Origin of the sequence: Amycolatopsis sp. NPDC049159 (assembly GCF_040648295.1) — a bacterium.
Classification (GTDB): Bacteria; Actinomycetota; Actinomycetes; order Mycobacteriales; family Pseudonocardiaceae; genus Amycolatopsis; species Amycolatopsis pretoriensis_A.
Map to the genome: position 1 here is coordinate 84,090 of NZ_JBEZDL010000002.1, position 25,730 is coordinate 109,819.

A 25,730-nucleotide genomic window follows, 5' to 3' on the forward strand; every position below is an offset into this window, starting at 1 on the left:
CGTGAACCTACGCAGAATCGATCCCGTAGATACCGCCATCAGTGGACAGTTGCGGATTTCCGGCCGCGGTAAAACAATCACCGGAAACGAGAACAGGACAAATCCGGGACAATGGCAGTCGGTAGAAATCCGGTGTTCGGCCGCCCGTTACCGGGGGAGGACGTCTTCGAGGCGGACGAAAGCGAAGCCCGTGGTCGGGAGATCGCCGGCCGCCGGGCGGCGTTCGCCGTCGTGGACGACCAGGAGGCCGTGCGGGAAGCGGCGGCCGAGGGACGCCGTCGTGATCGCCGAGCCGTCGGAGTGCTCGACCGAATCCGTGCCGCGGCCCGCGACGATCCGGAGGTCGCGCGTGCGGTGCCCGTAGACGACGAAGCGCGAGTCACCCTGGCTCGACGCGAACAGCGTCCCGTTCGCCACCGCCAGCCCTTCGGCGTCGGCTTCCAGCCACCGGCCGCCGAAGCCGGGGCCGGCGCCGTCCGGGACGCACTCCTCCTGCTCGGCGTCCCAGCGCTGGGGAACACCGTAGGAGCGCACGCGGTCGACCAGCTCGGGCCGCCCGAAGCCGCCGGACGTCAGCGGAATCCGCCAGATCCCGACGTCTTCCTGGGCGGTGTAGAGCACCCGGCCGTCGAACACCGACCCCTCCAGCTGCGGCCCTTCGCCCGGCTCCTCGCAGGGCGACCACGTCGCGCCGCCGGGCAGCCGGAACGACGACGGCAGGTCGACGGTGGCCACCGGGGCCGTGCCGACGGTGCCGTCCGGCCGGTCGGCCAGCCGCAGCAGCGCCACCCGCGTCTCGTGCCGCCGGGTCACCGCCACCCACCGGACGCCGGTGCGCGGGTCGCGCCCCGCGGCCAGGCCGTACGCGGTCCGCTGTTCGTCCACAGCGGACTGCGGGAACACCCGCGGGGCGTTCGGCTCGGTGACGTCCCGCAGCAGGCCCGCCCCGGCGGCGGCGCCCCGCGGATCGATCCGGTACACCCGGACGAGGTCCCGGCCCCGGTCGCTGACGACGGCGAGGTCCCCGACGACGTCGACGTTGTTGAACCGCCCGCCCGGCCCGGCCGGGACGAGCTGCAGCGTGCGCGCGTCCAGGTCGAACGCGGCGAGCCCGCCCTCCTTGAGCGTCCCCAGCACGACGCTGCGCGAGGGGTCGTGCGGGTGGACCCAGATGGCCGGGTCGTCGGCGTCGGCGTTCGCCGGGGACGCCGAGGGATCGTCGACGAAGGCCTGCGTCTGGGCCACCGGCGAGGGGTCGCGCGGAGCTGCGGAAGCCGGGACGGCGGACAGCAGGGAGACAGCGGCCACGGCCACCGGAAGGAGTCTGCGCACGTGCGGAAATTAGACGAATCGGGTGTCCGGTACGTGAACGGCGGATGCCGGGTTCACCCGTGCAGCGCCGGGCGGTAGATCAGCTCCTGCGTGCCGCCGTCGAGCGTCCGGCTCTCCAGCAGCTCCAGGTCGAGGTCCGCCACGCCCTCGAAGATCGGCCGCTCGCCGGTCTGCCCGGTGAGCACCGGGAACACCGTCACCTGGACGCGGTCCACCAGGCCCGCCGCCAGCAGTGCCCGGTTGAGCGACAGGCTCCCGTGCGAGCGCAACGGCACCGGCGACTCCGCCTTCAGCCGGGTGACGACCTCGACGGCGTCGCCGGCCACGACGGTCGCGTCCGGCCAGCCGAGCGGGCCGTCCAGGGTGGCCGACACCACCGTCGCCGGCAGGTCCCGCATCCGGGTCACCCACGGGTCGAGCGCCGCCGGGTCGGCCGACAGCAGCTGTGCGTTCAGCCGGTGCGTGGCCGCCCCGAAGACCATCCGCTGGTCCTCGCGGTAGAGCTCGAGGCGGCGTTCGAGCAGCTCGGGGCCCTGCTTGCCCCAGTAGCCGCCCCAGTCGCCGGTGTGGGAACCGAAGCCGTCGAGGCTCATGAAGACGTCGAAGGTGTAGGTGGCGGTCATGGTGCGCTCCTCGGGTCGGGGACTCTCACCCTGACTACGAAGGCGCCGGGCGGGTTTCGACACCGTCGCGCGAATCCAGGTAGTACTGCGCCACCGGAGCCAGCAGCGCGACGATCTCCTCGTCGTCCGCCCCGGCCAGCGGGGGCAGCTTGATGACGTACCGCAGCAGCGCGACCCCCATCATCTGCGCCGCGATCCCCGTCACGCGGATCTTCGGGACGTCCAGCGCCCGCGCCACCTCGGCCAGCACCGTGCGCTCGATGAACTGGCGCATCATCACCGCGACCTGCTCGTTCGTCGCCGCCGCGCGCAGCATCGCGATGAACGGCGTGCGCCCCTCCGGCGCCGCCCACACCGCCAGGAAGGCCCGCACCAGCCGTTCGCCGACGCCTTCGCGCGGCCCGGCCAGGATCGCCGGGACCAGGGACGCCGGGTTCACCGGCAGGTTCATCGCCGCCGCGAAGAGGGCCTGCTTGCTGCCGAAGAAGTGGTGCAGCAGGGCCGCGTTGACGCCCGCGTCGGCGGCGATCCCGCGGACCGTCGCGCCGTCGTAGCCCAGCTCGGCGAACCGGTGGCGGGCCGCGTCGAGGATCTTCTCGCGCGTCTCCGTCTGTCCCGGCCGCCGTCCCGCCCGTGCCATTGCCCGAGCTTAGAACCCCCTTGACTACGCTGGTGCGCATGTCTGTCGCGGTGCGGGTGATCCCCTGTCTCGACGTCGACGCGGGCCGGGTCGTGAAGGGTGTCAACTTCGCCGGCCTCCGCGACGCCGGCGACCCGGTCGAGCTGGCCCGGCGTTACGACGCCGAGGGGGCCGACGAGCTGACGTTCCTCGACGTCACGGCGTCTTCCGGCGACCGCGAAACCACCTACGACGTGGTCCGCCGCACCGCCGAGCAGGTCTTCATCCCGCTCACCGTCGGCGGCGGCGTCCGCACCAACGACGACGTCAACCGGCTCCTGCGCACCGGCGCGGACAAGGTGAGCATCAACACCGCCGCCATCGCCCGGCCCGAGTTCCTCCACGAGGCCTCACGCCGCTTCGGCGCCCAGTGCATCGTGCTTTCGGTCGACGCGCGCCGCGTCCCCGAAGGCGGCGAGCCGACCGCGTCCGGCTTCGAGGTCACCACCCACGGCGGCCGCCGCGGCACCGGGATCGACGCCGTCGAGTGGGCCGCGCGCGGCGAGGAGCTCGGCGTCGGCGAGATCCTGCTGAACTCCATGGACGCCGACGGCACCAAGAACGGCTTCGACCTCGAGCTCATCGAGCTGGTCCGCAAGGCCGTGCGGGTCCCGGTGATCGCCAGCGGGGGAGCGGGCGCGCTCGAGCACTTCCTGCCCGCGGTGCGCACCGGCGCCGACGCGGTGCTCGCGGCCAGCGTGTTCCACTTCGGACAGCTGAAGATCGGCGACGTCAAGGGCGCGCTGCGCGACGGCGGGGTCGAGGTCCGATGAGGTCGTGGCAGGCACCCGTCGAGGTGAAGGTCACCGCCGCCCTGCTGATCGGGCTGCCGGTCGCGTGGGCGCTGCTCGACCTGATCCCGGTGCTCGGTGCCGGTTCGGGGCTCGAGATCTACCGGATGCCGGCGCTGGCGCTGATCCTCGGCGGCGTCGTGACGACCGGGCTGGTGCACAAGATGGGCAGCGCGCGCATCGGCGGCCTCGTCGTCACTGTGGTTTTCGCGCTGCTGCACGCCTTCCTGCTGCTCGGCGCGGCGCTGTGGTGGAACAAGCTGTTCTCCGGTCTGTCCTTCGCGGGCTACGGCTACGCGTTCGTCCTGCTGAACTCGATGCCGCTCAAGCGGCACATCCTGGGAGCGCAAGCATGAGCCTGGACGCGGCCGTTTCGGCGCGCCTCAAGCGCACCGCCGACGGCCTGATCGCCGCGGTCGTCGTCGAGCACGCCACTTCGGACGTGCTGATGATGGCCTGGATGAACGACGACGCCCTCGCCGCGACCCTGGCCACCCGCCGCGGCACGTACTGGTCGCGCAGCCGCGGCAAGCTGTGGGTCAAGGGCGAGACGTCCGGGCACTACCAGCACGTCCGCGAGGTGCGCATCGACTGCGACGGCGATACGGTGCTGCTGCGCGTCGACCAGACCGGCCCCGCCTGTCACACCGGCACGCACACCTGTTTCGACACCGAGGAGCGGCTGCTCCTGGCCGACGAGAAAGAGCACGCGTGACAATCGTCGCCGACGTCCTGGTCGGGCTGGTCGCCCTGATCCACGTCTACATCGTCGTCCTGGAGATGTTCCTCTGGACCACGCCGCGCGCCCGCGCCGCCTTCGGCACCACGAAGGAGTTCGCGGAGGAGAGCAAGACGCTCGCCGCGAACCAGGGGCTGTACAACGGTTTCCTGGCGCTCGCGCTGGTGTGGGGGCTCATCGCGAGCGACCCGTCGGGCTTCCAGCTCAAGCTGTACGGCCTGGTGTGCGTCATCGTCGCGGGCCTCTACGGCGCGGCGACGGCGAGCAAGCGGATCCTGTTCGTGCAGGTGCTGCCGGCCGCGCTGGCGCTGATCGCGCTGCTGCTCGCCCGCTGAGCCCGGCGCAAGCTGCGGAAATGGGGGAAACGGGCCCGGTGGAGGGCCGCGAGCGGTACGCGGATTTCCTGCCACCGCGGGAGAAGAGCGAGCCGGCGTGGTCCGGGCAGGGCACGACCGTGCTGGAGCGGCGGTTCCGGCGGCTGGCGGCGTTCCTGGTCCTGGAAATCCTGATCGCGGTCGCGTGCCTGTTCAGCGGCCAGGTGCCGCTCATGGTGCTCGGCCCGGTGATCGCGGTGTGCGGGGGTTACTGCGGCTTCGCCGCGGACAGGCGCGCGCAGGCGGCCCGCCGGACGGGCTGGCGGAGCGCGGTCGTCACCGTCGCCGATGTGTCCTGGCAGGCCGGCTCGGTTCCCGTCGCCGTGCGGTTCGCGGACGGCAGCCGGCTCGATCTCCGCTCGTGGCAGGCGGGGGTGGCCGTACGGGCGTTGACGCCGGGGCTGCCGGCGATCGTCGCCGGCGACGGACCCGCGATGACGGTGCTCGTGCCCCCGAACCCGCCCCTGCGCGACGGACCGGTGCTGTTCGGGGCGCGCGCCGAGGCCGCCCGGTGGCGCCCGGCGTCCTGACGCACTCCCGGCTGCGGGACGGCGGGCCTAGTCGATCTCGCCGGTGATGTAGCGCTGCACCGTCGGCGCCACCGCCGCCACCAGCGTCTCGACCTCCGCCGCCACCAGCGGCTCGAACTTCGCCACGTACCGGATCATGCCCATGCCGACCAGCTGGGACGCGCAGAGCGCCGTGCGCAGCGGGATCCGGTCCGAGCCGATCGACGTGATCAGGCCGGTGAAGAAGTTCTGGAAGAAGGCCCGCAGGACCTGGCCGGCCTGCTCGTGGCCGGTGATGCTGCGGACCAGGGCCTGGAAGACGTCGCCGCCCGCGCCGTCCCAGCGGGTGAGGAAGGTGCGGACGATGCGTTCGCCGATCTCCTCGTCCGGGCCGCGGCGGATTTCCCCCAGCAGTTCCACCGGGTCGAACGGCAGCTGGAGCACGGCCTTCGCGAACAGGCCCTCCTTGCTGCCGAACCAGTGGTTGACCATCGCCGCGTCGACGCCGGCGCGGGTGGCGATCGCGCGCACCGTCGCGCCGTCGTAGCCGTTCTCGGCGAACACCGCCCGCGCGGCCTCGACCAGCGCCGTGCGGGTGTCCTGGCCGGCGGGCCGGCGGCCGCGGCGGCGGGCAGTAGTGTCGGGGTTGTCGGTGGTGCTCACGGCTCCATCATGGCGCACGTCCCGGTGCAATTCAACATTCATTGAATTGTGGCCCCGCCGTCGCCGGATCTGCCCGGGGCGGCACAATGAGCCCCATGGTCAGCGCTTCCGCCGGTTCGACCGGTCCCGGCTCGGTCAGCCCGTCCCGCGAGGACTTCCGCGCCCTCGCCGAGAGCCGCCGCGTGATCCCGGTCGTGCGCCGGGTCCTCGCCGACGGCGAGACGCCGATCGGGGTGTACCGCAAGCTCGCCGCCGACCGGCCGGGCACGTTCCTGTTCGAGTCGGCCGAAAACGGCGCCTCCTGGACGCGCTGGTCGTTCATCGGCGTCCGCAGCCCGGCCGCGCTGACCGTGCGTGCCGGGAAAGCGGTCTGGACCGGTACCCCGCCGGTCGGCCTGCCGTGCGAAGGCAACCCGCTCACCGTGCTGCGCGAAACGATCGAAGCGTTGCACACCGAACCCCTGCCCGGATTGCCGCCGCTGACCGGCGGCATGGTCGGCTACATCGGCTACGACGCCGTGCGCTGGCTGGAGCGGCTGCCCGAGCTGGCCGAGCGCGACCTCGACATCCCCGAGCTGACCATGCTCCTGGCCACCGACCTCGCGGCGTTCGACCACCACGAGGGCACGGTCACGCTCATCGCGAACGCCGTCAACTGGGACGACTCGCCCGAGCGCGTGGACGCGGCCTACGACGACGCCGTCGCCCGGCTGAGCGCGATGACCGAGCAGCTGCAGGTGCCCGCGCCCGCGACCGTCGCCGCGTTCGACCGGCCCGCGCCGGAGTTCACCCGGAAGCGGTCCAAGGCGGACTTCCACGCCGCGGTCGAGAAGGCCGTCGAAGCGATCAAGGCCGGCGAAGCGTTCCAGATCGTTCCCTCGCAACGGTTCGAGATCCCGACCGCCGCCGACGCGCTCGACATCTACCGCGTGCTGCGGACGTCCAACCCGAGCCCGTACATGTACCTGCTGCGGCTGGAGGGCTTCGACATCGTCGGCTCCAGCCCCGAGTCCCTGGTCACCGTGCGGGACGGCCGCGCGACCACGCACCCCATCGCGGGCACGCGCTGGCGCGGCGCCGATCCGGAAGAGGACGCGCAGCTGGCCAAGGACCTGCTGGCCGACGAGAAGGAGCGCGCCGAGCACCTGATGCTCGTCGACCTCGGCCGCAACGACCTCGGCAAGGTCTGCAAGCCGGGCACCGTCCGCGTCGTCGACTTCTTCCAGATCGAGCGCTACAGCCACGTCATGCACATCGTCTCGACCGTCACCGGCGAGCTGGCCGAGGGCAAGACGGCCTTCGACGCCGTTACCGCGTGCTTCCCGGCCGGGACGCTCTCGGGCGCGCCCAAGGTCCGCGCCATGCAGCTGATCGAGGAGCTGGAGCCGGTCCGCCGCGCGCTGTACGGCGGGGTCGTGGGCTACCTCGACTTCGCCGGCGACGCCGACACGGCGATCGCGATCCGCACCGCGCTGGTCAAGGACGGCATCGCGCACGTGCAGGCCGGCGGCGGGGTGGTCGCGGACTCGGTGGCGGACTACGAGGACACGGAATCGCTGAACAAGGCCAGGACCGTGCTCTCGGCGGTGGCCGCCGCGCAGACGATGGTGCCCGCGGGCACCCTCGACCCGGCCGCGGACTCCGCCCGTGTCTGAGCCCGCCGCGGCCAAGCCGTCCCGCCGTCCACTGTGGATGATCGTGACCGGGCTGCTGCTCGGCGCGCTCGCGCTGTGGGGCGCGTCACGGCTGACCTGGTTCGCCGAATTCCGCGACGGCGGCGTGCGCGGCACGGTGCTGTACCGCGAGACCGGCGAGCAGCAGGCGACGGCCCTGGTGCCGCTGGCCCTGCTCGCGCTGGCCGGGGTGGCCGGGGTCATCGCGACCGGCGGCTGGGCGCGGCGCGTGCTCGGCGTCGTGCTCGCGCTGGCCGGCCTGGCGGCGGTCTGGACCGGGATCGACGGCGTCCGCTTCGGCGGCTACGCCGACGGCCTGCCGGTGTCCCAGATGCTGATCGGGCGCGCGCTGGCCGTGCTCGGGGGAATTCTCGTCGCCGCCGGCGGGTTGGCAGCCGTCAAGGGCGCGGGCAAGGCGGCGCGGCTGGGTACCAAGTACGCGGCTCCGGCGACGCGGAAGAAGACCCGCGATCCGGACGCCGAGCTGTGGGAAGCGCTGTCGGAAGGGGAGGACCCGACGGACGTCCGCGGCAGGCATTCGGAGTAACGCACGCACCCGGAACCGAGCGCTCCAGATGCGGGGGTTAGCATCGTTTCGGCGGGAAGGGGAAGGTTTTTGTGAGCGACCTTGCGAGTGAATCCGTGAGCACGTGCCAGGGCGGGGGCGCCCGGTGAGCGTGCTCGAAGACATCGTCGCCGGCGTGCGGGAAGACCTCGCCGTGCGGGAATCCGCGCTGCCGTTCGACGAACTGAAGATCCGCGCGGCCGCCGCCCCGGCACCCCGCGACGTGATGTCCGCGCTGCGTGAATCCGGCATCGGCGTGATCGCCGAGGTGAAGCGGCGCAGCCCCTCCAAGGGCGACCTGGCCGACATCCCCGACCCGGCCGCGCTGGCGAAGGACTACGAAGACGGCGGCGCGCGGGTGATCAGCGTGCTGACCGAGCAGCGCCGCTTCGGCGGGTCGCTGGCCGACCTCGACGCGGTCCGCGCCGCGGTGGACATCCCCATCCTGCGCAAGGACTTCATCGTCAGCCCGTACCAGGTGCACGAGGCCCGGTTGCACGGTGCCGACATGGTGCTGCTGATCGTCGCCGCGCTGGAGCAGAACGCGCTCGTCGCGCTGCTCGACCGCGTCGAGTCGCTCGGCATGACCGCGCTGGTGGAGATCCACAACGCCGAGGAGGCCGACAAGGCCCTCGAAGCGGGCGCCAAGGTCATCGGCGTCAACGCGCGCAACCTGCACACCCTCGAGGTGGACCGGGACGTCTTCTCGCGGCTGGCCCCCGGCCTGCCGATGGACGTCTACAAGGTCGCCGAGTCGGGTGTCCGCGGGCCGGGCGACCTGATGTCCTACGCCGGTCACGGCGCCGACGCGGTGCTGGTCGGCGAGGGTCTCGTCGCGTCCGGTGACCCGAAGGGTTCCCTGGTCAAGCTGGTCACCGCCGGATCGCACCCCGCCTGCCCGAGGCCGTCGCGGTGACGGAGCAGCACGACAAGCACGACCCGGACGAGCGGGGCTACTACGGCCCGTACGGCGGGCGGTTCATGCCGGAGGCGCTGATCGGCGTCGTCGACGAGGTCGCCACGGAGTACGAGAAGGCCCGGCACGACCCGGAGTTCCTGAACGAGTTCAACCGCCTGCTGAAGGACTACGCGGGCCGCCCGTCGCTGCTCACCGAGGCCAAGCGCTTCGGCGAGCACGCCGGCGGCGCGCGGGTCTTCCTCAAGCGCGAAGACCTGAACCACACCGGCTCCCACAAGATCAACAACGTGCTGGGCCAGGCACTGCTCACCAAGCGGATGGGCAAGAAGCGCGTCATCGCCGAAACCGGCGCGGGCCAGCACGGTGTCGCGACGGCGACCGCGTGCGCGCTGCTCGACCTCGACTGCGTCGTCTACATGGGCGAGGTCGACACCGAGCGCCAGGCGCTGAACGTGGCCCGCATGCGGCTGCTCGGCGCCGAGGTGATCCCGGTCAAGACCGGTTCGCGGACGCTGAAGGACGCGATCAACGAGGCGCTGCGCGACTGGGTCACCAACGCCGACACCACGCACTACCTGTTCGGCACGGCCGCCGGGCCGGCCCCGTTCCCGACGATGGTGCGCAACTTCCACCACGTCATCGGCACCGAGGCCCGCGAGCAGATCCTCGCGCAGGCCGGCCGCCTGCCCGACGTCGTCGCGGCGTGCGTCGGCGGCGGGTCGAACGCGATCGGCATCTTCTCCGGCTTCTACGACGACCCGTCCGTGCGGCTGGTCGGCCTGGAGCCGGGCGGCGAGGGCATCGAGGGCAACCGGCACGGGGCGACGCTCACGAAGGGCACTCCGGGCAACCTGCACGGCGCGATGACGTACCTGCTGCAGGACGAGGACGGCCAGACGGTCGAGTCGCACTCGATCTCGGCCGGGCTGGACTACCCGGGCGTCGGCCCGGAGCACGCGTGGCTGAAGGACACCGGCCGCGCGGAGTACCGCCCGGTCACCGACGCCGAGGCGATGGACGCGTTCAAGCTGCTCTCGCGCACCGAGGGCATCATCCCGGCGATCGAGTCGGCGCACGCGCTGGCCGGCGCGCTGGTGCTCGGCCGCGAGCTGGGGCCGGACGGGCTGATCGTGGTGAACCTCTCCGGTCGCGGCGACAAGGACATGGACACGGCGGCGAAGTGGTTCGGGCTGGTGAACGGATGAGCGGGCTGGACGACCTCTTCGCGACGACGCGCGCGGAGGGCCGGGCCGCGCTGGTCGGCTACCTCCCGGCGGGCTTCCCCACGGTGGCCGGGTCGAAGGACCTGATCGCGGCGTGCGTGGACGGCGGCGCGGACCTGATCGAGGTCGGCGTCCCGTACTCCGACCCGGTGATGGACGGCCCGACCATCCAGGCCGCCTCGGTGACGGCGCTGGACAACGGCTTCCGCCTCAAGCACGTCTTCGAGGTCGTCGAGTCGATCGCTTCCCGCGGCGGCCGCGCGGTCGTGATGACTTACTGGAACCCGGTCAACCGCTACGGCGTCGACCGCTTCGCCCGCGACCTCGCGGCGGCGGGCGGCCTCGGGCTGATCACGCCGGACCTGATCCCGGACGAAGCCTCGGCGTGGCTGACGGCGTCGGAGGAGCACGGCCTGGACCGCACGTTCCTGGTGGCGCCTTCGTCGTCGGAGGAGCGCCTCGCCCGCACGGCGGCGGCCTCGTCGGGCTTCATCTACGCGACCGCGGTGATGGGTGTGACCGGCGCGCGCGACCAGGTCGGCGCGGGTGCCGAGGAGCTGGTCCGCCGCACGCGGGCCCACACGTCGTTGCCGATCGGCGTGGGCCTGGGCGTCCGTTCGGGCGACCAGGCGGCCGAGGTGGCGTCGTTCGCGGACGCGGTGATCGTGGGCTCGGCCCTGGTCACGGCGGCGGCGGAAGGTCCTTCCGGGGTGCGTGCGCTGTCCGCCGAGCTGGCCGAAGGCGTGCGCCGGGCGGTCGCCACCGCTTGACCTGGAGTGCGCTCCAGGTGCCAGGCTGGGCGGGTGACGTCCTACACCCCGGCCCAGGTGACCGAAAAGACCGGCTTCACCATCGACACCCTGCGGTACTACGAGCGCATCGGCCTCCTCCACCACGTCGGCCGCACCGCCGGCGGGCGGCGCGTGTTCACCGACCAGGATGTGGAGTTCCTGCAGCTCCTGCGCTGCCTGCGGTACACGGGCATGCCGGTGGCGGAGATGCTCCGGTTCGTGGAGCTGCTGCGCTCCGGCGAGGCGACCCGCGACGAGCGGGTGGAGGTCCTGCGCGAGCACGAACGGCGGGTGGCGGCGCAGATCTCGCGGTTGCAGGAGCACCAGGACCACATCCGGTTCAAGATCCGGCTGTACAGCGGGGCGGAGGAGCTGGCTGCCGCACCGGCGTGACACCCTTACCTGATCCAGAACAGTGGCCGAGCTGGTCCCGGACCTGGTGATCTTCAACTGTCCCGGGACTGACACCGTCGCCTACGCGGCGAGTGATGTCCTGGTGGCAGCGGAAATCGTCTCGCCATCGGCCAAGGTGCAGGACCGGATTCTCAAGCGCGCGATCTCCACCTCACCCGCCCCTTCGAGGCCACCCTCCACCTCTGACGGTCTTTGTACGAAAGCTGTACGCGGCTCGATCAAGCTCCGCGCCATGGACTTCGACTCAGGCCACTTCCCGCGGCGCGCCTTCCTCCGCGGCGCCGCCGGCATCGCAGCCTCGGGAGCAGCCGGGCTCGCGATACCCCGTGCAGCAGAAGCAGCGACCGAACCGCGGGTCTACAGCTGTGCCGAGTGGGGTGCCCGGCCGCCCGCCGATGCCCTCACCACGCTCGACCACCCCGCGAACCGCATCCTCATCCACCACATCGCGAGCGCCAACAGCACCGACTACTCCCGCGCCCACGCCTTCCAGGTCGCCCGCGACGACCAGCACGACCACATGGACAACAACGGCTGGTCCGACACCGGCCAGCACTTCACCGTCAGCCGCGGCGGGTACCGGCTCGAAGGGCGGCACGGCAGTCTCGACGCCCTGCGCGGCCGCACCACCATGATCCAGGGCGCGCACTGCCCCGGGCAGAACACCAACGCCATCGGCATCGAAAACGAAGGCACCTACACCAGCGTCGAGCCACCCGAAGCGCAGTGGGCGGCGCTCGTCGTCTTCTGCGCCCACGTCTGCCGCCAGTACGGCATCCCCGTGGCCGAAATCAAAGGCCACCGCGACTTCTACAACACCGAGTGCCCCGGCGACCGCCTCTACGCCAAGCTCCCGCAGCTGCGGGACGAGGTGAAAGCCTCAATGTAGGTACCGCATCACCGCGCACAGCTCTTCCGGCGGCAGCGAACCGAGCCGGTCGATTTCGCCGCGGCGGACGTCCATCAGCGTCGTCGCCAGCTCCGGGCCGAACGCCGACGTCAGCACCGAATCCGCTTCGAACGCCGTCACCGCGTCCGCCAGCGACGTCGGCAGGCGCGTCGCCGACGGGAGCGTTGCCGGGTCGACGTCCACCGGTTCCGGCAGCGACGCCGACGCCGAAACGCCCGCCAGTCCCGCGAACAGTAGTGCCGCCACCACCAGGTACGGGTTCGCCGTCAGGTCGAAGCACTTGACCTCGAAGTTCGCCGTCCGTTCGCGCTGCCCAGCCGGGCCCTGCACCAGCCGCAGCGGTGCCTCGCGATTCTCCAGGCCCCACGCGCTGAACACACCCGCCCAGTGGTGCGGCTCCAGCCTCAGGTAGCTCACCACCGAGGGCGCGCCGATCGCCAGCAGCGCCGGCAGCCGCGAGAGGATGCCGGCGCCGAACGCCTCCGCCGTCCGCGTCAGCCCGAAGGGACCGTCGCCGCCGGAACACAGGTTGCGGTCGCCGTCCCAGACGCTCAGGTGGACGTGGCCGCCGTTGCCGACGCCGCCCGGTGCGAACTTCGGCGTGAACGAGGCCCGCAGCCCGTGCTGCCCGCTGACCGCCCGGATCGTCTCCCGCGTCAGCACCGCGACGTCGGCCGCGCGCACGGGGTCGTCCGCCGCCACCGACAGCTCGAACTGCCCCGCCGCGTATTCCGGGTGGATCTGTTCCACCGCAACGCCTTGCGCGGACAACGCCGACACGAGCGCGCGCAGGTAGCCCGCCTGCGAGGACAGCCGCGCGTAGCCGTAGGCCGGGCCCGCGGTGGCCGAGCGCGGGTCGTCCGGCGCGTCCGCCGCGGTGATCACCCATTCGAGCTCGAACGCCATTCGTGCCCGGTAACCGTGCGAGGCCAGCTCGGCCGTCGCGGCCGCGGCCAGCGCCCGCGCGTCCTGCGGGTGCGGTTCGCCCTCGGTGTCGTACTTCCGGACCGGCGCCCACGCCCAGCCCGGCTGCGCAGCCAGCGGCACCAGCGCGTCGAGGTCCGGGTGCAGCCGCAGGTCGCCGACCGGGCCGTGCGAGTACGTGCCGCCCACGATGTCGTCGGTGGCCAGGAAGAAGTCGAACGAGTTCGACGCGCCGACGCCCCACGACGCCGCCGACCACAGCCGGTCCACCGGGACGGCCTTGACCCGGGCGATGCCGCTGTTGTCCACGAAGGTCAGCGCGACCAGCTCCACGCCGGCCGCGCGCAGGCCGTCGGCCCGGATCGCGCCCTGCTGCGCGAGTTCTGCCCGATCGAGCTGGCTCATCCCGCTCCCGTCGTTGTTCACTGTTCGTCTTGAGAAAAGAGGTGGAGATCGTGTCAGACACCGTCGAAACCCGTCCAGGGCTGCGCCGCTCCCTCTCCGTCTGGCAGGCCGTCGGCCTGTCCGTGGCGTTGATGGCGCCCAGCATGGCCGCGAACATCAACCCCCAGCAGACCGCGGCCGCCGCCGGCCGCGCCGTCCCCCTCGCGTTCCTGCTCTCCGCGGTCGGCGTCCTGCTGGTCGCGTACGGCTTCGTCAAGCTCTGCCGCCACTACCAGCACGCCGGTTCGGTGTACGCCTTCGTCGGCGCCACCCTCGGCCCGCGCGCCGGCGTCGTCTCCGGCATCGGCCTGCTCGGCACGTACACGTTCTACGCCGTCGTCACGAGCTCGGCCGCGGGCACGCTCGGCACGGCTTTCCTGACGCAGACGGGGATCTGGCCGGATCCGCCGTCCTGGGGCCCGTTCGTGCTGACGGCCGTCGCGCTCGCCGGTGCCTGGCTGCTGGCGGTGCTGCCCGCCCGCCGCGGCACGAGCACGCTGCTCGCCGTGGAAGGCGCGACGATCGCGGTGATCCTGCTGGTCACGGTGGTGATCCTGGTGCGCCTGCTGGCCGGGAACGCCCCCGGTGGCGCCCGGTTCACCCTGGACGTCTTCGTGCCGGAAACCGGCCTGTCCGGCGTCTTCCTCGGCGCGGTGTTCGGCTTCCTGTCCTTCGCCGGCTTCGAGGCCGCGGCCACGCTCGGCGAGGAGACGCACGACCCGAAGCGGAACATCCCGCGCGCGATCCTCGGCACGGCGATCTTCGGCGGCGGCTACTTCGTCGTGGTCACCGCCGTCGAGATGATGGCGTTCGGCACCGACGCGGCCGCGTTCCACGACTCGCCGTCCCTGCTCGGCGACCTCGGCAGCCGCTACGCCGGCGCCTGGGTCGGCGACGTGATCAGCGTCGGCGCCGCGATCAGCGCGTTCGGCTGCTGCCTCGCCTGCGTGGTCGGCGGTTCGCGGCTCCTGTACGCCTTGGGGCGGGACGCCGTCGGCGGCCGCGGCATCGGCCGGACGTCGAGCCGCGGCACGCCGGTGGTCGCCGTCGGCGCGGTGACCGGCGCGGCGGCGCTGATCACCCTGGTGTGCGCGCTGGCCTTCGGCGCCACGGCGGCGGACACCTTCGCCTGGTCGGGCTCGATCGGGACGCTGATCCTGCTGGTGATCTACCTGCTCACGACGCTCGGCGCGATCCTGCTGCTGTTCGTGAAGCGCCGCATGCGCGTACCGGGGTGGTACCTCGTGTTCCCGCTCGGCGCGCTCGCCGTCCTCGGGTACACCGTCTACGTCAACGTGGTGCCTTACCCGGCCGAGGGACCGGCGCGCTGGTTTCCCGTTGCCGCAGCGGCGGTGCTGGTGCTCGCGGTGATCTTGGTGCTGTCGGCGCCCGCCTACGCTCGTAGGGTGGGGGAGGGGCTGACCACCGTGGACGGAGGCGCATGACCGACCTGCTCCCGTTCGTCGCGGACCTGCCGCTGGTGGACCACCACTGCCACGGCCTCGTCACCCGGGACGTGACCCGCGCGGACTTCGAAGGGATGCTGACCGAGGCCGACGCGCGCTCGCCGCTCGGCACGAGCCTGTTCGACTCGCTGATCGGGCTGGCCGTGCGCGAACGCTGCGCGCCCGTCCTCGACCTGCCGAAGCACGCGGACGCCGACGCCTACCTCGAACGCCGCGCCGAACTGGGCGCGGCCGAGGTGGCGCGGCGGTTCCTGCGCGCCACCGGCACCACCGGCTTCCTCCTGGACGGCGGGTTCCTGCCGGAGCCGGTGACCACGACACCGGAGTTCGCCGCGCTCGCGGGCACCCGCGCGCACGACGTCGTCCGGCTGGAACAGGTCGCCGAGGCAGTCATCGGCGGGACCACCGCCGAAGGGTTCGCCGCCGCCTTCGCCGACGAGCTGGGGAAACGCGCGAAGACCGCCGTCGGGCTCAAGTCGATCGCCGCCTACCGCGTCGGCCTCGAACTGGCGGGGGAGCGGCCGTCGCCCTCGGAGGTGGCGGCCGCGGCGGGACGCTGGCTGCGCGGCGGGAACCCGCGCCTGGCCGACGAGGTGCTGCACCGGCACCTCGTCTTCACCGGCCTCGACCTGGGCCTGCCGGTGCAGTTCCACGTCGGCTACGGCGACTCCGACGTCGACCTGCACCGCTGCGACCCGCTCCTGCTCACCGGGCTGCTGCGGGCCACCCGCGACCTCGGCGTGCCGATCCTGCTGCTGCACAACTACCCCTTCCACCGGGGCGCCGCGTATCTGGCGCAGGTCTTCGAGCACGTGTTCGTGGACGCCGGGCTCATCACGCACAACGCGGGGTTCCGGGCGCCGGCGATCCTGGCCGAGCTGCTGGAGGTCGCGCCGTTCGGGAAGGTCCTCTTCTCGACCGACGCGTTCGGCCTGGCCGAGCTGTACCACCTGGGCACGGCCCTGTTCCGGCGAGGTCTGTCCGACTTCGTGCGTGCCGCGCTCGACGCGGACGCGGTGTCCGAAGTGGACGCCGTGCGGCTGTGTGCTTTGGTGGGGCACGAGAACGCGCAGAGGATCTACCGCTTGGAGCACGTGTGAGTGACCTGTGGGCCCGGTGGACGCGGGCGATCGCCGACGAACTGCCCGCCGCCGTCGAGCTGCGGCACGCGGTGCACGCCGACCCGCGCGGTTCCGGCGACGAAGAGGACACGGCCCGCCTGGTCGCCGAGGCGCTCGGCGCGGGGGACGGGATCCGCGTCGCCAAGACCGGCCGCGCCATCCCGCTGCCCGGCGGCGACGGCCCGGCGGTGGCGCTGCGGGCCGAGCTCGACGCCCTCCCGGTGCTGGAGGGCACCCGCGTGCCGTGGGCGTCGGGCAACGAGCTGATGCACGCGTGCGGCCACGACGTCCACCTCGCCGCGCTGGTCGCCGTCGGCCGCGCGGCGGTGCGCGCCGGCGTGCCGCGGCCGATCCTGGCGCTGCTGCAGCCGCGCGAGGAGACGTCGCCGCCCGGCGCGGTCGACATCGTCGAGTCCGGGGTGCTGGCCGAGCACGGCGTGGACGCGGTGATCGGCGCGCACGTCCAGCCGCGGATCGCGCACGGCGTCGTCGCGGCGGTGCCCGGCCCGGTGAACGCGTCCACCGACGAGTTCGAGGTGACCCTGCACGGCCAGGGCGGCCACGCCGGCTACCCGCACCTGCTGCGCGATCCGATCCTGGCGCTGTCGCAGCTGGTCGTGAGCCTGCAGCAGCTCGCGTCGCGCCGGATCGACCCGGTGTTCGGCGCGGTCTGCTCGGTCGGGCGGATCCAGGCGGGCGCGGCGGCCAACGTCGTCCCGAACAGCGCGACCGCGTTCGGGTCGCTGCGCCTGATGCGAGAGAAGGACCGCGACCGCGCGCTGGAGGCGCTCGCCGACATCGTGCACGGCACCGCGCGGGCGCACGGCTGCACGGCCGAGCTGGAGATCAGCCCGTGCGAGCCGGTGCTGGACAACGACGCCGCGCTGGCGACCGGAGCCCAGCGCTGGCTGAGCCACGCGGGCTTCGCCGTCGACGACCAGTTCCGGTCCTTCGGCGCCGACGATTTCGCCCACTACTGCGGCGGCGCGACCCGCGGGCTGATGCTCTTCGTCGGCCTCGGCGACACCGCGGGCGTGCCCAGCCTGCACGACGAACGCTTCCTCCCGCGCGACGAAGCCGTCACCCACGTCGCGCACGCGCTGGTGGCGGGGTACCTGGCCGCCTTGGATGGTCCGGGCCGGTAGCGCTACGGTGGCCGCGTGATGAGCGCCTACCTCGCGACGATCCCCAGTCCCGACCGGGGGGTCTGGCACCTGGGACCGATCCCGCTCCGCGCGTACGCCCTGTGCATCATCGCCGGCATCATCGTGGCGATCTGGTGGGGCGAACGGCGCTGGGCCGCCCGCGGCGGCACCAAGGGCACGGTGATCGACATCGCGGTGTTCGCGGTGCCGTTCGGCCTGGTCGGCGGCCGGTTGTACCACGTGATCACCGACCCCGAGCTGTACTTCACCGAGGGCAAGAACCCCTGGAACGCGTTCGCGATCTGGGACGGCGGCCTCGGCATCTGGGGCGCCATCGCCCTCGGCGCGGTGGGCGCGCTCATCGCGTGCCGCCGCAAGGGCATCCCGCTGCCGGCGATGGCGGACGCGATCGCCCCGGGCATCGTCGTCGCGCAGGCCATCGGCCGCATCGGCAACTACTTCAACCAGGAGCTCTACGGCGCGCACACCGATCTGCCGTGGGGCCTGGAGGTCTACCAGCGGATCAACATCGACGACCCGAGCAATCTGCTCAACGGCGTCGCGATCGACCACATCCCGCTGCCGGAGAGCCCGGTCCACCCGACGTTCCTGTACGAGCTGATCTGGAACCTGCTGGTCGCGCTGCTGGTCGTCTGGGCGGACCGGCGCTTCAAGCTCGGGCACGGGCGGGCGTTCGCGCTGTACGTCGCCGGCTACACGGTCGGCCGCGGCTGGATCGAGATGATGCGGACCGACACCGCGAACCACATCCTCGGCCTGCGGGTGAACGTGTGGACGTCGATCCTGCTGTTCGCCGCGGCGGTGGTGTACTTCGTGCTGGCCGGGAAGCGGGGGCCGCGGGAGCTGCCGGAGACGCTGGTGAGCAAGGACGCGCCCGGGCCGGACGAGGTGCCGGTCGACGGCGCTTCCCCGGCGGACGGGGAGCCGGAACACGCGAAGGTGGCAGCCGAGGCCCCGGCCGCGGAGAAGCCCGCCGACGAAGCCCCGGCCGAAGAGCCCAAGAAGACCGACGAGAGCTGACCGTAGCCATGAGGGGCACCCTCATGACTTTGCGAACCGCTGGACCTGGGGCGGCCGATCCGGCTTAGCGGGGCCCCTGGCTTTCACGGCCACGAGGGTGCCCCTCAGGACAGGTCGGGCAGGCCCAGCTCCAGGTTGGGTGTCTGCAGCCCGCCGTCGACCTCGAGGATCTTGCCGGTGATGTACCCGCCGGCCCGCGAGGCCAGGAACACCACCGTCGCCGCGATGTCCTCCGCCTCGCCGATCTTGCCCAGCGGGGTGGCCGACTCCATCTTGGCCTTCAGCTCCGGGTTGCCCACCACGATCTCCAGGGCCGACGTCGCCACCGAGCCCACCGAGATCGCGTTCACCCGGACCTTCGGGGCCAGGTCGGCCGCGGCCAGGCGGGTGTAGTGGGCCAGGGCCGCCTTCGCCGTTCCGTACGCCGCGAAGCCGCGGCCCGAGACGCGGCCCATCACCGACGAGATGTTGACGACCGAGCCGCCCGCTTTCACCAGGGCAGGGGCGGCCGCCGCCGTCAGCGCGTGCGCGGTCGAGACATTGAAGCGGAACGCTTCCTCCAGGAAGTCCGGAGTGGTCTCCAGCAGGGGCCGCGGGTACGTGCCGCCGACGTTGTTGACCACCAGGTCGAGGCGCCCGAACTTGGCCACCGCCGTCTCGGCCAGTGCGGCCGCGGCGTCCGGTGTGGAGAGGTCGGCGGGGACGGTGACGGCGCGGCGACCGGCCGCCGACACCCGGGCGGCCACTTCTTCGAGCTGGGCGGCGGTCCGGGAGGCGATGACCACGTCGGCGCCCGCTTCGGCGAGGGCCACGGCCGTGGCCGCGCCGATGCCGCGGCCGGCGCCGGTGACCACCGCGACCTGGTCGGTGAGCTTGAACCGGTCGAGGATCATGCGGCGAAATGTAACACGTTCTAGTGACGGCGGACACAGGCCGGATGTGCCGGGTCGGACTGGTCACGTTAGGCTCGGCCGGAGTTTCCGGGCCGTATACTTAGCGCCGCGAACTACCGGGAACCCATCAGGAACTACGTCGTTCCGCGCTGCCGGATCGTTACCGTCCGGCGCTGTTCGGGGCAGTCCGAATTGATGCTGACGTGTTTCCCAGGTGTTAAAGTCGCGCTAACAAGCGGGCCATCGTCGTCCCGTGCGCTCCCGGCCGGTAGCCCGGCCCCGCACGACAGACGACGAAGGAGGTCCCTTCTTCATGATCTTCTCCGCCATTCCCGGCAAGCAGGGTCTCTACGACCCGGAGACCGAACAGGACTCCTGCGGTGTGGCCATGGTGGCCGACATCCGCGGGCGCCGCTCCCACGGAATCGTCACCGACGGCCTGGCCGCGCTGACGAACCTCGACCACCGCGGCGCCGCCGGCGCCGAACCCACCAGCGGCGACGGCGCCGGCATCCTGCTGCAGCTACCCGATGTGCTGCTGCGCGCGGAAGCCGGCTTCGCGCTGCCCGAACCCGACGAGCGCGGCCACCACACCTACGCCGCCGGCATCGCGTTCCTCCCCCAAGACGCCGAGCAGTGCCGCAAGGCCGTCGAGCTGGCCGAACGCATCGCCGTCGAAGAGGGCCTGGAGGTCCTCGGCTGGCGCGAGGTGCCGGTCGACGCCGACCGCGCCGACATCGGCCCGACCGCGCGCTCGGTGATGCCGCACTTCGCCATGCTTTTCGTCACCGCCGACGGAAAAGCGGGCCTGGAGCTCGACCGCTTGGCCTTCTGCCTGCGCAAGCGCGTCGAGCACGAAAGCGCGAACTCCGGCTGTGGCACGTACTTCCCGTCGCTGTCCTCGCGGACGATCGTCTACAAGGGCATGGTGACGCCGGAGCAGCTGCCGGCGTTCTTCGCCGACCTCCGCGACGAGCGGCTGGAAAGCGCCATCGCGCTGGTGCACTCCCGCTTCTCCACCAACACCTTCCCGTCGTGGCCGCTGGCCCACCCGTTCCGGTTCGTGGCCCACAACGGCGAGATCAACACCATCCGCGGCAACCGCAACCGCATGCGGGCGCGCGAGGCGCTGCTGGAGTCCGAGCTCCTCGACGGCGACCTGTCGCGGCTGTTCCCGATCTGCTCGCCGGACGCTTCGGACTCGGCGTCCTTCGACGAGGTCCTCGAGCTGCTGCACCTGGGCGGCCGGTCGCTGCCGCACGCGGTGCTCATGATGATCCCGGAGGCGTGGGAGAACCACGCCACCATGAAGCCCGAGCGTCGCGCGTTCTACCAGTTCCACGCCAGCCTGATGGAGCCGTGGGACGGCCCGGCGTGCGTCACCTTCACCGACGGCAGCCTGGTCGGGGCGGTCCTGGACCGCAACGGCCTGCGCCCCGCGCGCTGGTGGCGCACGGCCGACGACCGCGTCGTCCTCGCCAGCGAGGCCGGCGTCCTGGACGTTCCCGCCGCCGACGTCGTGGCCAAGGGACGGCTCAAGCCCGGCAAGATGTTCCTCGTCGACACCGAGGCCGGCCGGATCGTGGACGACGAAGAGGTCAAGTCCGCCCTCGCCGGCGAACTGCCCTACGACGCCTGGCTGCACGCCGGGCTGCTGAAGATCGCCGAGCTGCCCGACCGCGACCACGTCGTGCAGAGCCACGATTCGGTGCTGCGCCGCCAGCTTTCCTTCGGCTACACCGAAGAAGAACTCAAGATCCTGCTCGCGCCGATGGCGGAGAAGGGCGCCGAGCCGATCGGCTCGATGGGCTCGGACACCCCGCCCGCGGTGCTGTCGCAGCGATCCCGGCTCCTCTACGACTACTTCAAGCAGAACTTCGCGCAGGTCACCAACCCGCCGCTGGACGCGATCCGCGAAGAGCTCGTCACCTGCATGGCGCGGATCATGGGCCCGGAGCGCAACCTCCTGGCCCCCGGCCCGGCGTCGTGCCGGCACCTGAAGCTGCCGTACCCCGTCATCGACAACGACGAGCTGGCGAAGCTCATCCACATCAACGACGACGGCGACCTCCCCGGCTTCGCGTGCAGTGTCCTTTCCGGACTGTACGAAGTGGACGGTGGCGCCGAGGCGCTGGCCGGTGCGATCGAGCGCGTCCGGCGTGAGGCGTCCGAGGCGATCGCGGCCGGCGCGCGCACGCTGGTGCTGTCCGACCGCGACTCCGACCACCGGATGGCGCCGATCCCGTCGCTGCTGCTGGTTTCCGCGGTGCACCACCACCTGGTCCGCACCAAGGAGCGCCTGCGCGTCGCGCTCGTCGTCGAGTCCGGCGACGCCCGCGAGGTGCACCACATCGCGCTGCTGCTCGGCTACGGCGCCGCCGCGGTCAACCCGTACCTGGCCTTCGAGACCATCGAGGACATGATCGGGCAGGGCGCGGTCACCGGCATCGAGCCCGCCAAGGCGATCCGCAACTACGTGCAGGCGCTCGTGAAGGGCGTCCTGAAGATCATGTCCAAGATGGGCATCTCGACGGTCGGCGCGTACACCGCCGCCCAGGTCTTCGAATCCCTGGGCCTGGCCCAGGACCTGCTCGACGAGTACTTCACCGGGACGTCGTCGAAGCTCGGCGGCGTCGGCCTGACCGTGCTCGCCGAAGAGGTGGCCGTGCGCCACCGCCGCGCGTACCCGGACAACCCGACCGAGCGCGTCCACCGTGGACTCGACACCGGCGGCGAGTACGCCTACCGCCGCGAGGGCGAGCTGCACCTGTTCACGCCGGAGACGGTGTTCCTGCTGCAGCACGCGTCCAAGACCGGCCGCGAAGAGGTGTACCGCAAGTACACCGACGAGGTGCACCGCCTCTACCGCGAAGGCGGCACGCTGCGCGGGCTGTTCGCCTTCCGCGACGGCGTCCGCGAGCCGGTGCCGCTCGACGAGGTCGAGCCCGCCGAAGCGATCTTCAAGCGCTTCAACACCGGCGCGATGTCGTACGGCTCGATCTCGGCCGAGGCGCACGAAACCCTGGCCATCGCGATGAACCGCATCGGCGGCCGGTCCAACACCGGTGAGGGTGGCGAGGACCCGGAACGGCTCTACGACCCCGAGCGGCGCAGCGCGATCAAGCAGGTCGCTTCGGGCCGCTTCGGCGTCACGAGCGAGTACCTGGTCAACGCCGACGACATCCAGATCAAGATGGCGCAGGGCGCCAAGCCCGGCGAGGGCGGCCAGCTGCCGCCGAACAAGGTGTACCCGTGGATCGCGCGGACCCGGCACTCGACGCCGGGCGTGGGCCTCATTTCGCCGCCGCCGCACCACGACATCTACTCCATCGAGGACCTGGCCCAGCTGATCCACGACCTCAAGAACGCCAACGAGCACGCCCGCATCCACGTGAAGCTGGTGTCCTCGCTGGGTGTCGGCACGGTCGCGGCGGGCGTGTCCAAGGCGCACGCGGACGTCGTGCTCATCTCGGGCCACGACGGCGGCACCGGCGCGTCCCCGATGAACTCGCTCAAGCACGCGGGCACGCCGTGGGAGATCGGCCTCGCCGAGACCCAGCAGACGTTGCTGCTCAACGGATTGCGCGACCGGATCACCGTGCAGGTGGACGGCGCCATGAAGACCGGGCGCGACGTCGTCATCGCGGCGCTGCTCGGTGCCGAGGAGTACGGCTTCGCGACAGCACCGCTCGTCGTCGCGGGCTGCATCATGATGCGCGTCTGCCACCTCGACACCTGCCCCGTCGGCGTCGCCACGCAGAGCCCCGAACTGCGCAAGCGCTACACCGGCCAGGTCGAGCACGTCGTGAACTTCTTCAGGTTCATCGCCGAAGAAGTCCGCGAAACCCTTGCGGCGCTGGGCTTCCGCACACTCGACGAGGCCATCGGCCACGCCGAGCTGCTGGACACCGACGAGGCCGTCGACCACTGGAAGGCGTCCGGTCTGGACCTGGCGCCGATCTTCGAGATGCCGTCGGAGACCCCGTACGGCGGCGCCAAGCGGCGCACCCGCGGCCAGGACCACGGCCTCGAGCACGCGCTCGACCGCACGCTCATCCAGCTCGCCGAGGCGGCGCTGGAAGACGCGCACCACGTGAACATCGAGCTGCCGGTGCGCAACGTCAACCGGACCGTCGGCACGCTGCTCGGCTCGGAGATCACCCGCCGCTACGGCGGGGACGGCCTGCCCGAGGGCACGATCAACGTCACGCTCACCGGCTCGGCGGGGCAGTCGCTCGGCGCGTTCCTGCCGCGCGGCATCACCCTCGACATGGTCGGCGACGCGAACGACTACGTCGGCAAGGGTCTCTCCGGCGGCCGGATCGTGGTCCGCCCCGACCCGGTGGCGTCGTTCGCCGCCGAGGCGCAGACGATCGCGGGCAACACGATCGCCTACGGCGCGACCGGCGGCGAGATCTTCCTGCGCGGCCAGGTCGGCGAACGCTTCTGCGTCCGCAACTCCGGCGCCACGGTCGTCGCCGAGGGCGTCGGCGACCACGCCTTCGAGTACATGACCGGCGGCCGCGCGGTGGTGCTCGGCCCGACCGGGCGCAACCTGGCGGCGGGCATGTCCGGCGGCATGGCGTTCTTGCTCGACGTCGACCGCAAGAAGGTCAACCAGGACATGGTGGACCTGCTCAAGCCGACCGCCGACGACCTGGCGTGGCTCAAGAAAACGGTGCAGCAGCACCACGATCTCACCCGCTCCGCGGTGGCGGCCTCGCTGCTCGGCGACTGGCCGCGCCGCTCGGCGGCGTTCACGAAGGTGATGCCGCGCGACTACCAGCGGGTCCTGGACGCGGCGAAGGCGGCCAAGGCCGCCGGCCGCGACGTCGACGAGGCGATCATGGAGGCCGCTCGTGGCTGACCCGACCGGTTTCCTGAAGTACGACCGCGAAGAGCCGCCGAAGAAGTCCTACGAGGAACGGCTTTCTTCGTGGGGTGAGGTCTACGCGGACGTTCCTTCCGCCGAGCGCAACGAAAAGGTGCGCAAGCAGGCGTCGCGGTGCATGGACTGCGGCATCCCGTTCTGCCACTCCGGCGGCTCGGGTTGCCCGCTGGGCAACCTGATCCCGGAGTGGAACGACCTGGTCCGCCGCGGCGACTGGGCCGCGGCGAGCGACCGGCTGCACGCGACCAACAACTTCCCGGAGTTCACCGGGAAGCTGTGCCCGGCGCCGTGCGAGGCGGGCTGCGTGCTGTCGATCTCGCCGGACTCCGGCGGGCCGGTGGCGATCAAGCGCGTCGAGCAGACGATCGCCGACCAGTCGTGGGAAGCGGGCTACGTCCAGCCGCAGATGTCCGAAGTGGCCAGTGGCCGCCGCGTCGCGGTGGTCGGCTCCGGCCCGGCCGGCCTCGCGGCCGCCCAGCAGCTGACCCGCGCGGGCCACGAGGTCACGGTGTTCGAGCGCGACGACCGCCTCGGCGGCCTGCTGCGCTACGGCATCCCCGAGTTCAAGATGGAGAAGAAGGTCCTCGACCGCCGCCTCGCGCAGCTGCGCAAGGAGGGCACCCGGTTCGTCACCGGCTGCGAGGTCGGCGTCGACCTCTCGGTGGAAGACCTGCGCGCGCAGTACGACGCCGTCGTGCTGGCGGTCGGCGCCCTGCGCGGCCGCGACGACACGACGACGCCGGGCCGCGAGCTCACGGGCATCCACCTGGCGATGGAACACCTGGTCCCGGCCAACAAGTACGTCGAGGGCGACGGCCCGCCGTCGATCGACGCCCGCGACAAGCACGTCCTCATCATCGGCGGCGGCGACACGGGCGCGGACTCCTACGGCACGGCCACCCGCCAGGGCGCGCGCTCGGTGACCCAGCTGGACCAGTACCCGACCCCACCGTCCACAAGGGACAACGAGCGCTCACCGTGGCCGACTTGGCCGTACATCCTGCGCACATACCCGGCCCACGAGGAAGCGGGCGAGCGCAAGTTCGCGGTGGCGGTCAAGCGTTTCGTCGGTTCCGCCAAGGGCCACGTGACGGCGGTGGAGCTGCAGCAGGTCCGAGTCCAGAAGGACCCGACGACGGGCCGCCGCGAGGTCATCCCGGTGACGGAGGAGATCGAGACGGTCCCGGCCGACCTTGTTCTGCTGGCGATCGGCTTCGAAGGCGTCGAGGAGATGCCGTTGCTCGACGGGCTGGGCCTTTCGCTGACCCGGCGGGGAACGCTTTCCTGCGGCGCGGACTGGCAGACGGAGACGCCGGGGGTGTTCGTTTGTGGTGACGCGCACCGTGGAGCGTCGCTCGTGGTGTGGGCGATCGCGGAGGGCCGTTCGGTGGCCAACGCGGTGGACACGTACCTGACTGGCGCTTCGGACCTCCCGGCGCCAGTGCACCCGACGGCGCTGCCGCTCGCGGTGGTCTGATCGGTTCGTTTCGAAGGCCCCTTCGCCGCCCGTGAGGGGGCCTTCGGCGTTCCGTGTAGGGCTTCCGTGTAACGTGCCCACTTCCTCGAACGACGCTGGAAGAGCAGCTGACTGTCACGGAAG

24 protein-coding genes are annotated in these 25,730 nt (G+C 71.9%); 18 read left to right on the plus strand and 6 right to left on the minus strand.

What is annotated here, in order from left to right; all coding sequences use genetic code 11:
* Nucleotides 1-147 precede the first annotated feature (147 nt).
* The 3 genes from AB0B33_RS03645 to AB0B33_RS03655 all read right to left on the minus strand — a co-directional run bounded on the left by AB0B33_RS03645 (nt 148) and on the right by AB0B33_RS03655 (nt 2,595).
* Nucleotides 148-1,314 (minus strand): phytase, encoded by a 1,167-nt coding sequence (locus AB0B33_RS03645; protein WP_360767409.1) that lies wholly within the window; start codon nt 1,312-1,314, stop codon nt 148-150.
* 71 nt (nt 1,315-1,385) lie between these two features.
* Nucleotides 1,386-1,955 (minus strand): dihydrofolate reductase family protein, encoded by a 570-nt coding sequence (locus AB0B33_RS03650; RefSeq protein WP_360766411.1) that lies wholly within the window; start codon nt 1,953-1,955, stop codon nt 1,386-1,388.
* Between the two features lie 34 nt (nt 1,956-1,989).
* On the minus strand, nt 1,990-2,595 hold the full coding sequence (locus AB0B33_RS03655) for a TetR family transcriptional regulator (RefSeq protein ID WP_360766415.1): 606 nt from the start codon (nt 2,593-2,595) through the stop codon (nt 1,990-1,992).
* 38 nt (nt 2,596-2,633) lie between these two features.
* Between AB0B33_RS03655 and hisF the strand changes: the two genes are divergently transcribed.
* Genes hisF through AB0B33_RS03680 form a run of 5 tightly spaced genes read left to right on the plus strand, consistent with a single transcriptional unit; the run spans nt 2,634 to nt 5,068 of the window.
* The gene (gene hisF / locus AB0B33_RS03660) at nt 2,634-3,407 is read left to right on the plus strand and encodes an imidazole glycerol phosphate synthase subunit HisF (RefSeq protein ID WP_247012404.1); all 774 of its coding nucleotides are present in this window, start codon (nt 2,634-2,636) and stop codon (nt 3,405-3,407) included.
* Nucleotides 3,404-3,781: a hypothetical protein gene (locus AB0B33_RS03665; protein ID WP_247012402.1), complete on the plus strand. Its 378-nt coding sequence runs from the start codon at nt 3,404-3,406 to the stop codon at nt 3,779-3,781. The genes hisF and AB0B33_RS03665 overlap by 4 nt, the downstream gene beginning before the upstream one ends.
* Nucleotides 3,778-4,140 (plus strand): phosphoribosyl-AMP cyclohydrolase, encoded by a 363-nt coding sequence (gene hisI, locus AB0B33_RS03670; RefSeq protein ID WP_247012401.1) that lies wholly within the window; start codon nt 3,778-3,780, stop codon nt 4,138-4,140. Before AB0B33_RS03665 ends, hisI begins: the two co-directional genes overlap by 4 nt.
* Nucleotides 4,137-4,499: a DUF1304 domain-containing protein gene (locus AB0B33_RS03675; RefSeq protein WP_247012399.1), complete on the plus strand. Its 363-nt coding sequence runs from the start codon at nt 4,137-4,139 to the stop codon at nt 4,497-4,499. Before hisI ends, AB0B33_RS03675 begins: the two co-directional genes overlap by 4 nt.
* A gap of 20 nt (nt 4,500-4,519) precedes the next feature.
* On the plus strand, nt 4,520-5,068 hold the full coding sequence (locus AB0B33_RS03680) for a hypothetical protein (RefSeq protein WP_360766421.1): 549 nt from the start codon (nt 4,520-4,522) through the stop codon (nt 5,066-5,068).
* A gap of 27 nt (nt 5,069-5,095) precedes the next feature.
* Here AB0B33_RS03680 and AB0B33_RS03685 read toward each other — a convergent pair whose 3' ends face one another.
* Nucleotides 5,096-5,710, minus strand: coding sequence for a TetR family transcriptional regulator (locus AB0B33_RS03685; protein ID WP_360766424.1), 615 nt, complete (start codon nt 5,708-5,710; stop codon nt 5,096-5,098).
* 95 nt (nt 5,711-5,805) lie between these two features.
* On the opposite strand from AB0B33_RS03685, the gene AB0B33_RS03690 reads away from it, so the two are divergent.
* From AB0B33_RS03690 to AB0B33_RS03720, 7 genes are all read left to right on the plus strand, one after another.
* Nucleotides 5,806-7,365 (plus strand): anthranilate synthase component I, encoded by a 1,560-nt coding sequence (locus AB0B33_RS03690; protein ID WP_360766427.1) that lies wholly within the window; start codon nt 5,806-5,808, stop codon nt 7,363-7,365.
* Between the two features lie 37 nt (nt 7,366-7,402).
* Nucleotides 7,403-7,930: a Trp biosynthesis-associated membrane protein gene (locus AB0B33_RS03695; RefSeq protein ID WP_360767412.1), complete on the plus strand. Its 528-nt coding sequence runs from the start codon at nt 7,403-7,405 to the stop codon at nt 7,928-7,930.
* A 124-nt stretch (nt 7,931-8,054) separates the two neighbouring features.
* Complete coding sequence (gene trpC / locus AB0B33_RS03700) at nt 8,055-8,864, plus strand: indole-3-glycerol phosphate synthase TrpC (protein WP_247012389.1); 810 nt, start codon at nt 8,055-8,057, stop codon at nt 8,862-8,864.
* The gene (gene trpB / locus AB0B33_RS03705; protein WP_360766432.1) at nt 8,861-10,072 is read left to right on the plus strand and encodes a tryptophan synthase subunit beta; all 1,212 of its coding nucleotides are present in this window, start codon (nt 8,861-8,863) and stop codon (nt 10,070-10,072) included. The genes trpC and trpB overlap by 4 nt, the downstream gene beginning before the upstream one ends.
* Nucleotides 10,069-10,860, plus strand: coding sequence for a tryptophan synthase subunit alpha (gene trpA, locus AB0B33_RS03710; protein ID WP_247012385.1), 792 nt, complete (start codon nt 10,069-10,071; stop codon nt 10,858-10,860). The genes trpB and trpA overlap by 4 nt, the downstream gene beginning before the upstream one ends.
* 33 nt (nt 10,861-10,893) lie before the next feature.
* Nucleotides 10,894-11,274 (plus strand): MerR family transcriptional regulator, encoded by a 381-nt coding sequence (locus AB0B33_RS03715; protein WP_360766435.1) that lies wholly within the window; start codon nt 10,894-10,896, stop codon nt 11,272-11,274.
* Nucleotides 11,275-11,296: 22 nt separating this feature from the next.
* On the plus strand, nt 11,297-12,184 hold the full coding sequence (locus AB0B33_RS03720) for a peptidoglycan recognition family protein (protein WP_360766438.1): 888 nt from the start codon (nt 11,297-11,299) through the stop codon (nt 12,182-12,184).
* Here the strand turns inward: AB0B33_RS03720 and AB0B33_RS03725 are convergent.
* The gene (locus tag AB0B33_RS03725; protein ID WP_360766441.1) at nt 12,176-13,534 is read right to left on the minus strand and encodes a glutamine synthetase family protein; all 1,359 of its coding nucleotides are present in this window, start codon (nt 13,532-13,534) and stop codon (nt 12,176-12,178) included. The two genes, AB0B33_RS03720 and AB0B33_RS03725, sit on opposite strands and share 9 nt — an antisense overlap.
* A gap of 50 nt (nt 13,535-13,584) precedes the next feature.
* On the opposite strand from AB0B33_RS03725, the gene AB0B33_RS03730 reads away from it, so the two are divergent.
* From AB0B33_RS03730 to lgt, 4 genes are read left to right on the plus strand one after another with little or no spacing between them, the layout of a single operon-like run.
* Nucleotides 13,585-15,018, plus strand: coding sequence for an APC family permease (locus AB0B33_RS03730; RefSeq protein ID WP_360766444.1), 1,434 nt, complete (start codon nt 13,585-13,587; stop codon nt 15,016-15,018).
* Nucleotides 15,015-16,139 carry an amidohydrolase family protein gene (locus AB0B33_RS03735; RefSeq protein ID WP_360766446.1) on the plus strand — a complete coding sequence of 375 codons (1,125 nt, stop codon included), beginning with the start codon at nt 15,015-15,017 and terminating at the stop codon, nt 16,137-16,139. Before AB0B33_RS03730 ends, AB0B33_RS03735 begins: the two co-directional genes overlap by 4 nt.
* Nucleotides 16,136-17,305, plus strand: a complete 1,170-nt coding sequence (locus tag AB0B33_RS03740; protein ID WP_247012371.1) for an amidohydrolase — start codon at nt 16,136-16,138, stop codon at nt 17,303-17,305. Before AB0B33_RS03735 ends, AB0B33_RS03740 begins: the two co-directional genes overlap by 4 nt.
* Nucleotides 17,306-17,323: 18 nt before the next feature.
* Nucleotides 17,324-18,346 carry a prolipoprotein diacylglyceryl transferase gene (lgt, locus tag AB0B33_RS03745; RefSeq protein WP_360766449.1) on the plus strand — a complete coding sequence of 341 codons (1,023 nt, stop codon included), beginning with the start codon at nt 17,324-17,326 and terminating at the stop codon, nt 18,344-18,346.
* Between the two features lie 104 nt (nt 18,347-18,450).
* Here lgt and AB0B33_RS03750 read toward each other — a convergent pair whose 3' ends face one another.
* A complete protein-coding gene (locus AB0B33_RS03750) occupies nt 18,451-19,239 on the minus strand; it encodes an SDR family oxidoreductase (protein ID WP_360766452.1) in 789 nt (262 codons plus the stop codon).
* 313 nt (nt 19,240-19,552) lie between these two features.
* Between AB0B33_RS03750 and gltB the strand changes: the two genes are divergently transcribed.
* Nucleotides 19,553-24,106 (plus strand): glutamate synthase large subunit, encoded by a 4,554-nt coding sequence (gene gltB, locus AB0B33_RS03755; protein ID WP_360766454.1) that lies wholly within the window; start codon nt 19,553-19,555, stop codon nt 24,104-24,106.
* Nucleotides 24,099-25,607 (plus strand): glutamate synthase subunit beta, encoded by a 1,509-nt coding sequence (locus tag AB0B33_RS03760; RefSeq protein WP_360766457.1) that lies wholly within the window; start codon nt 24,099-24,101, stop codon nt 25,605-25,607. The genes gltB and AB0B33_RS03760 overlap by 8 nt, the downstream gene beginning before the upstream one ends.
* Nucleotides 25,608-25,730 lie beyond the last annotated feature (123 nt).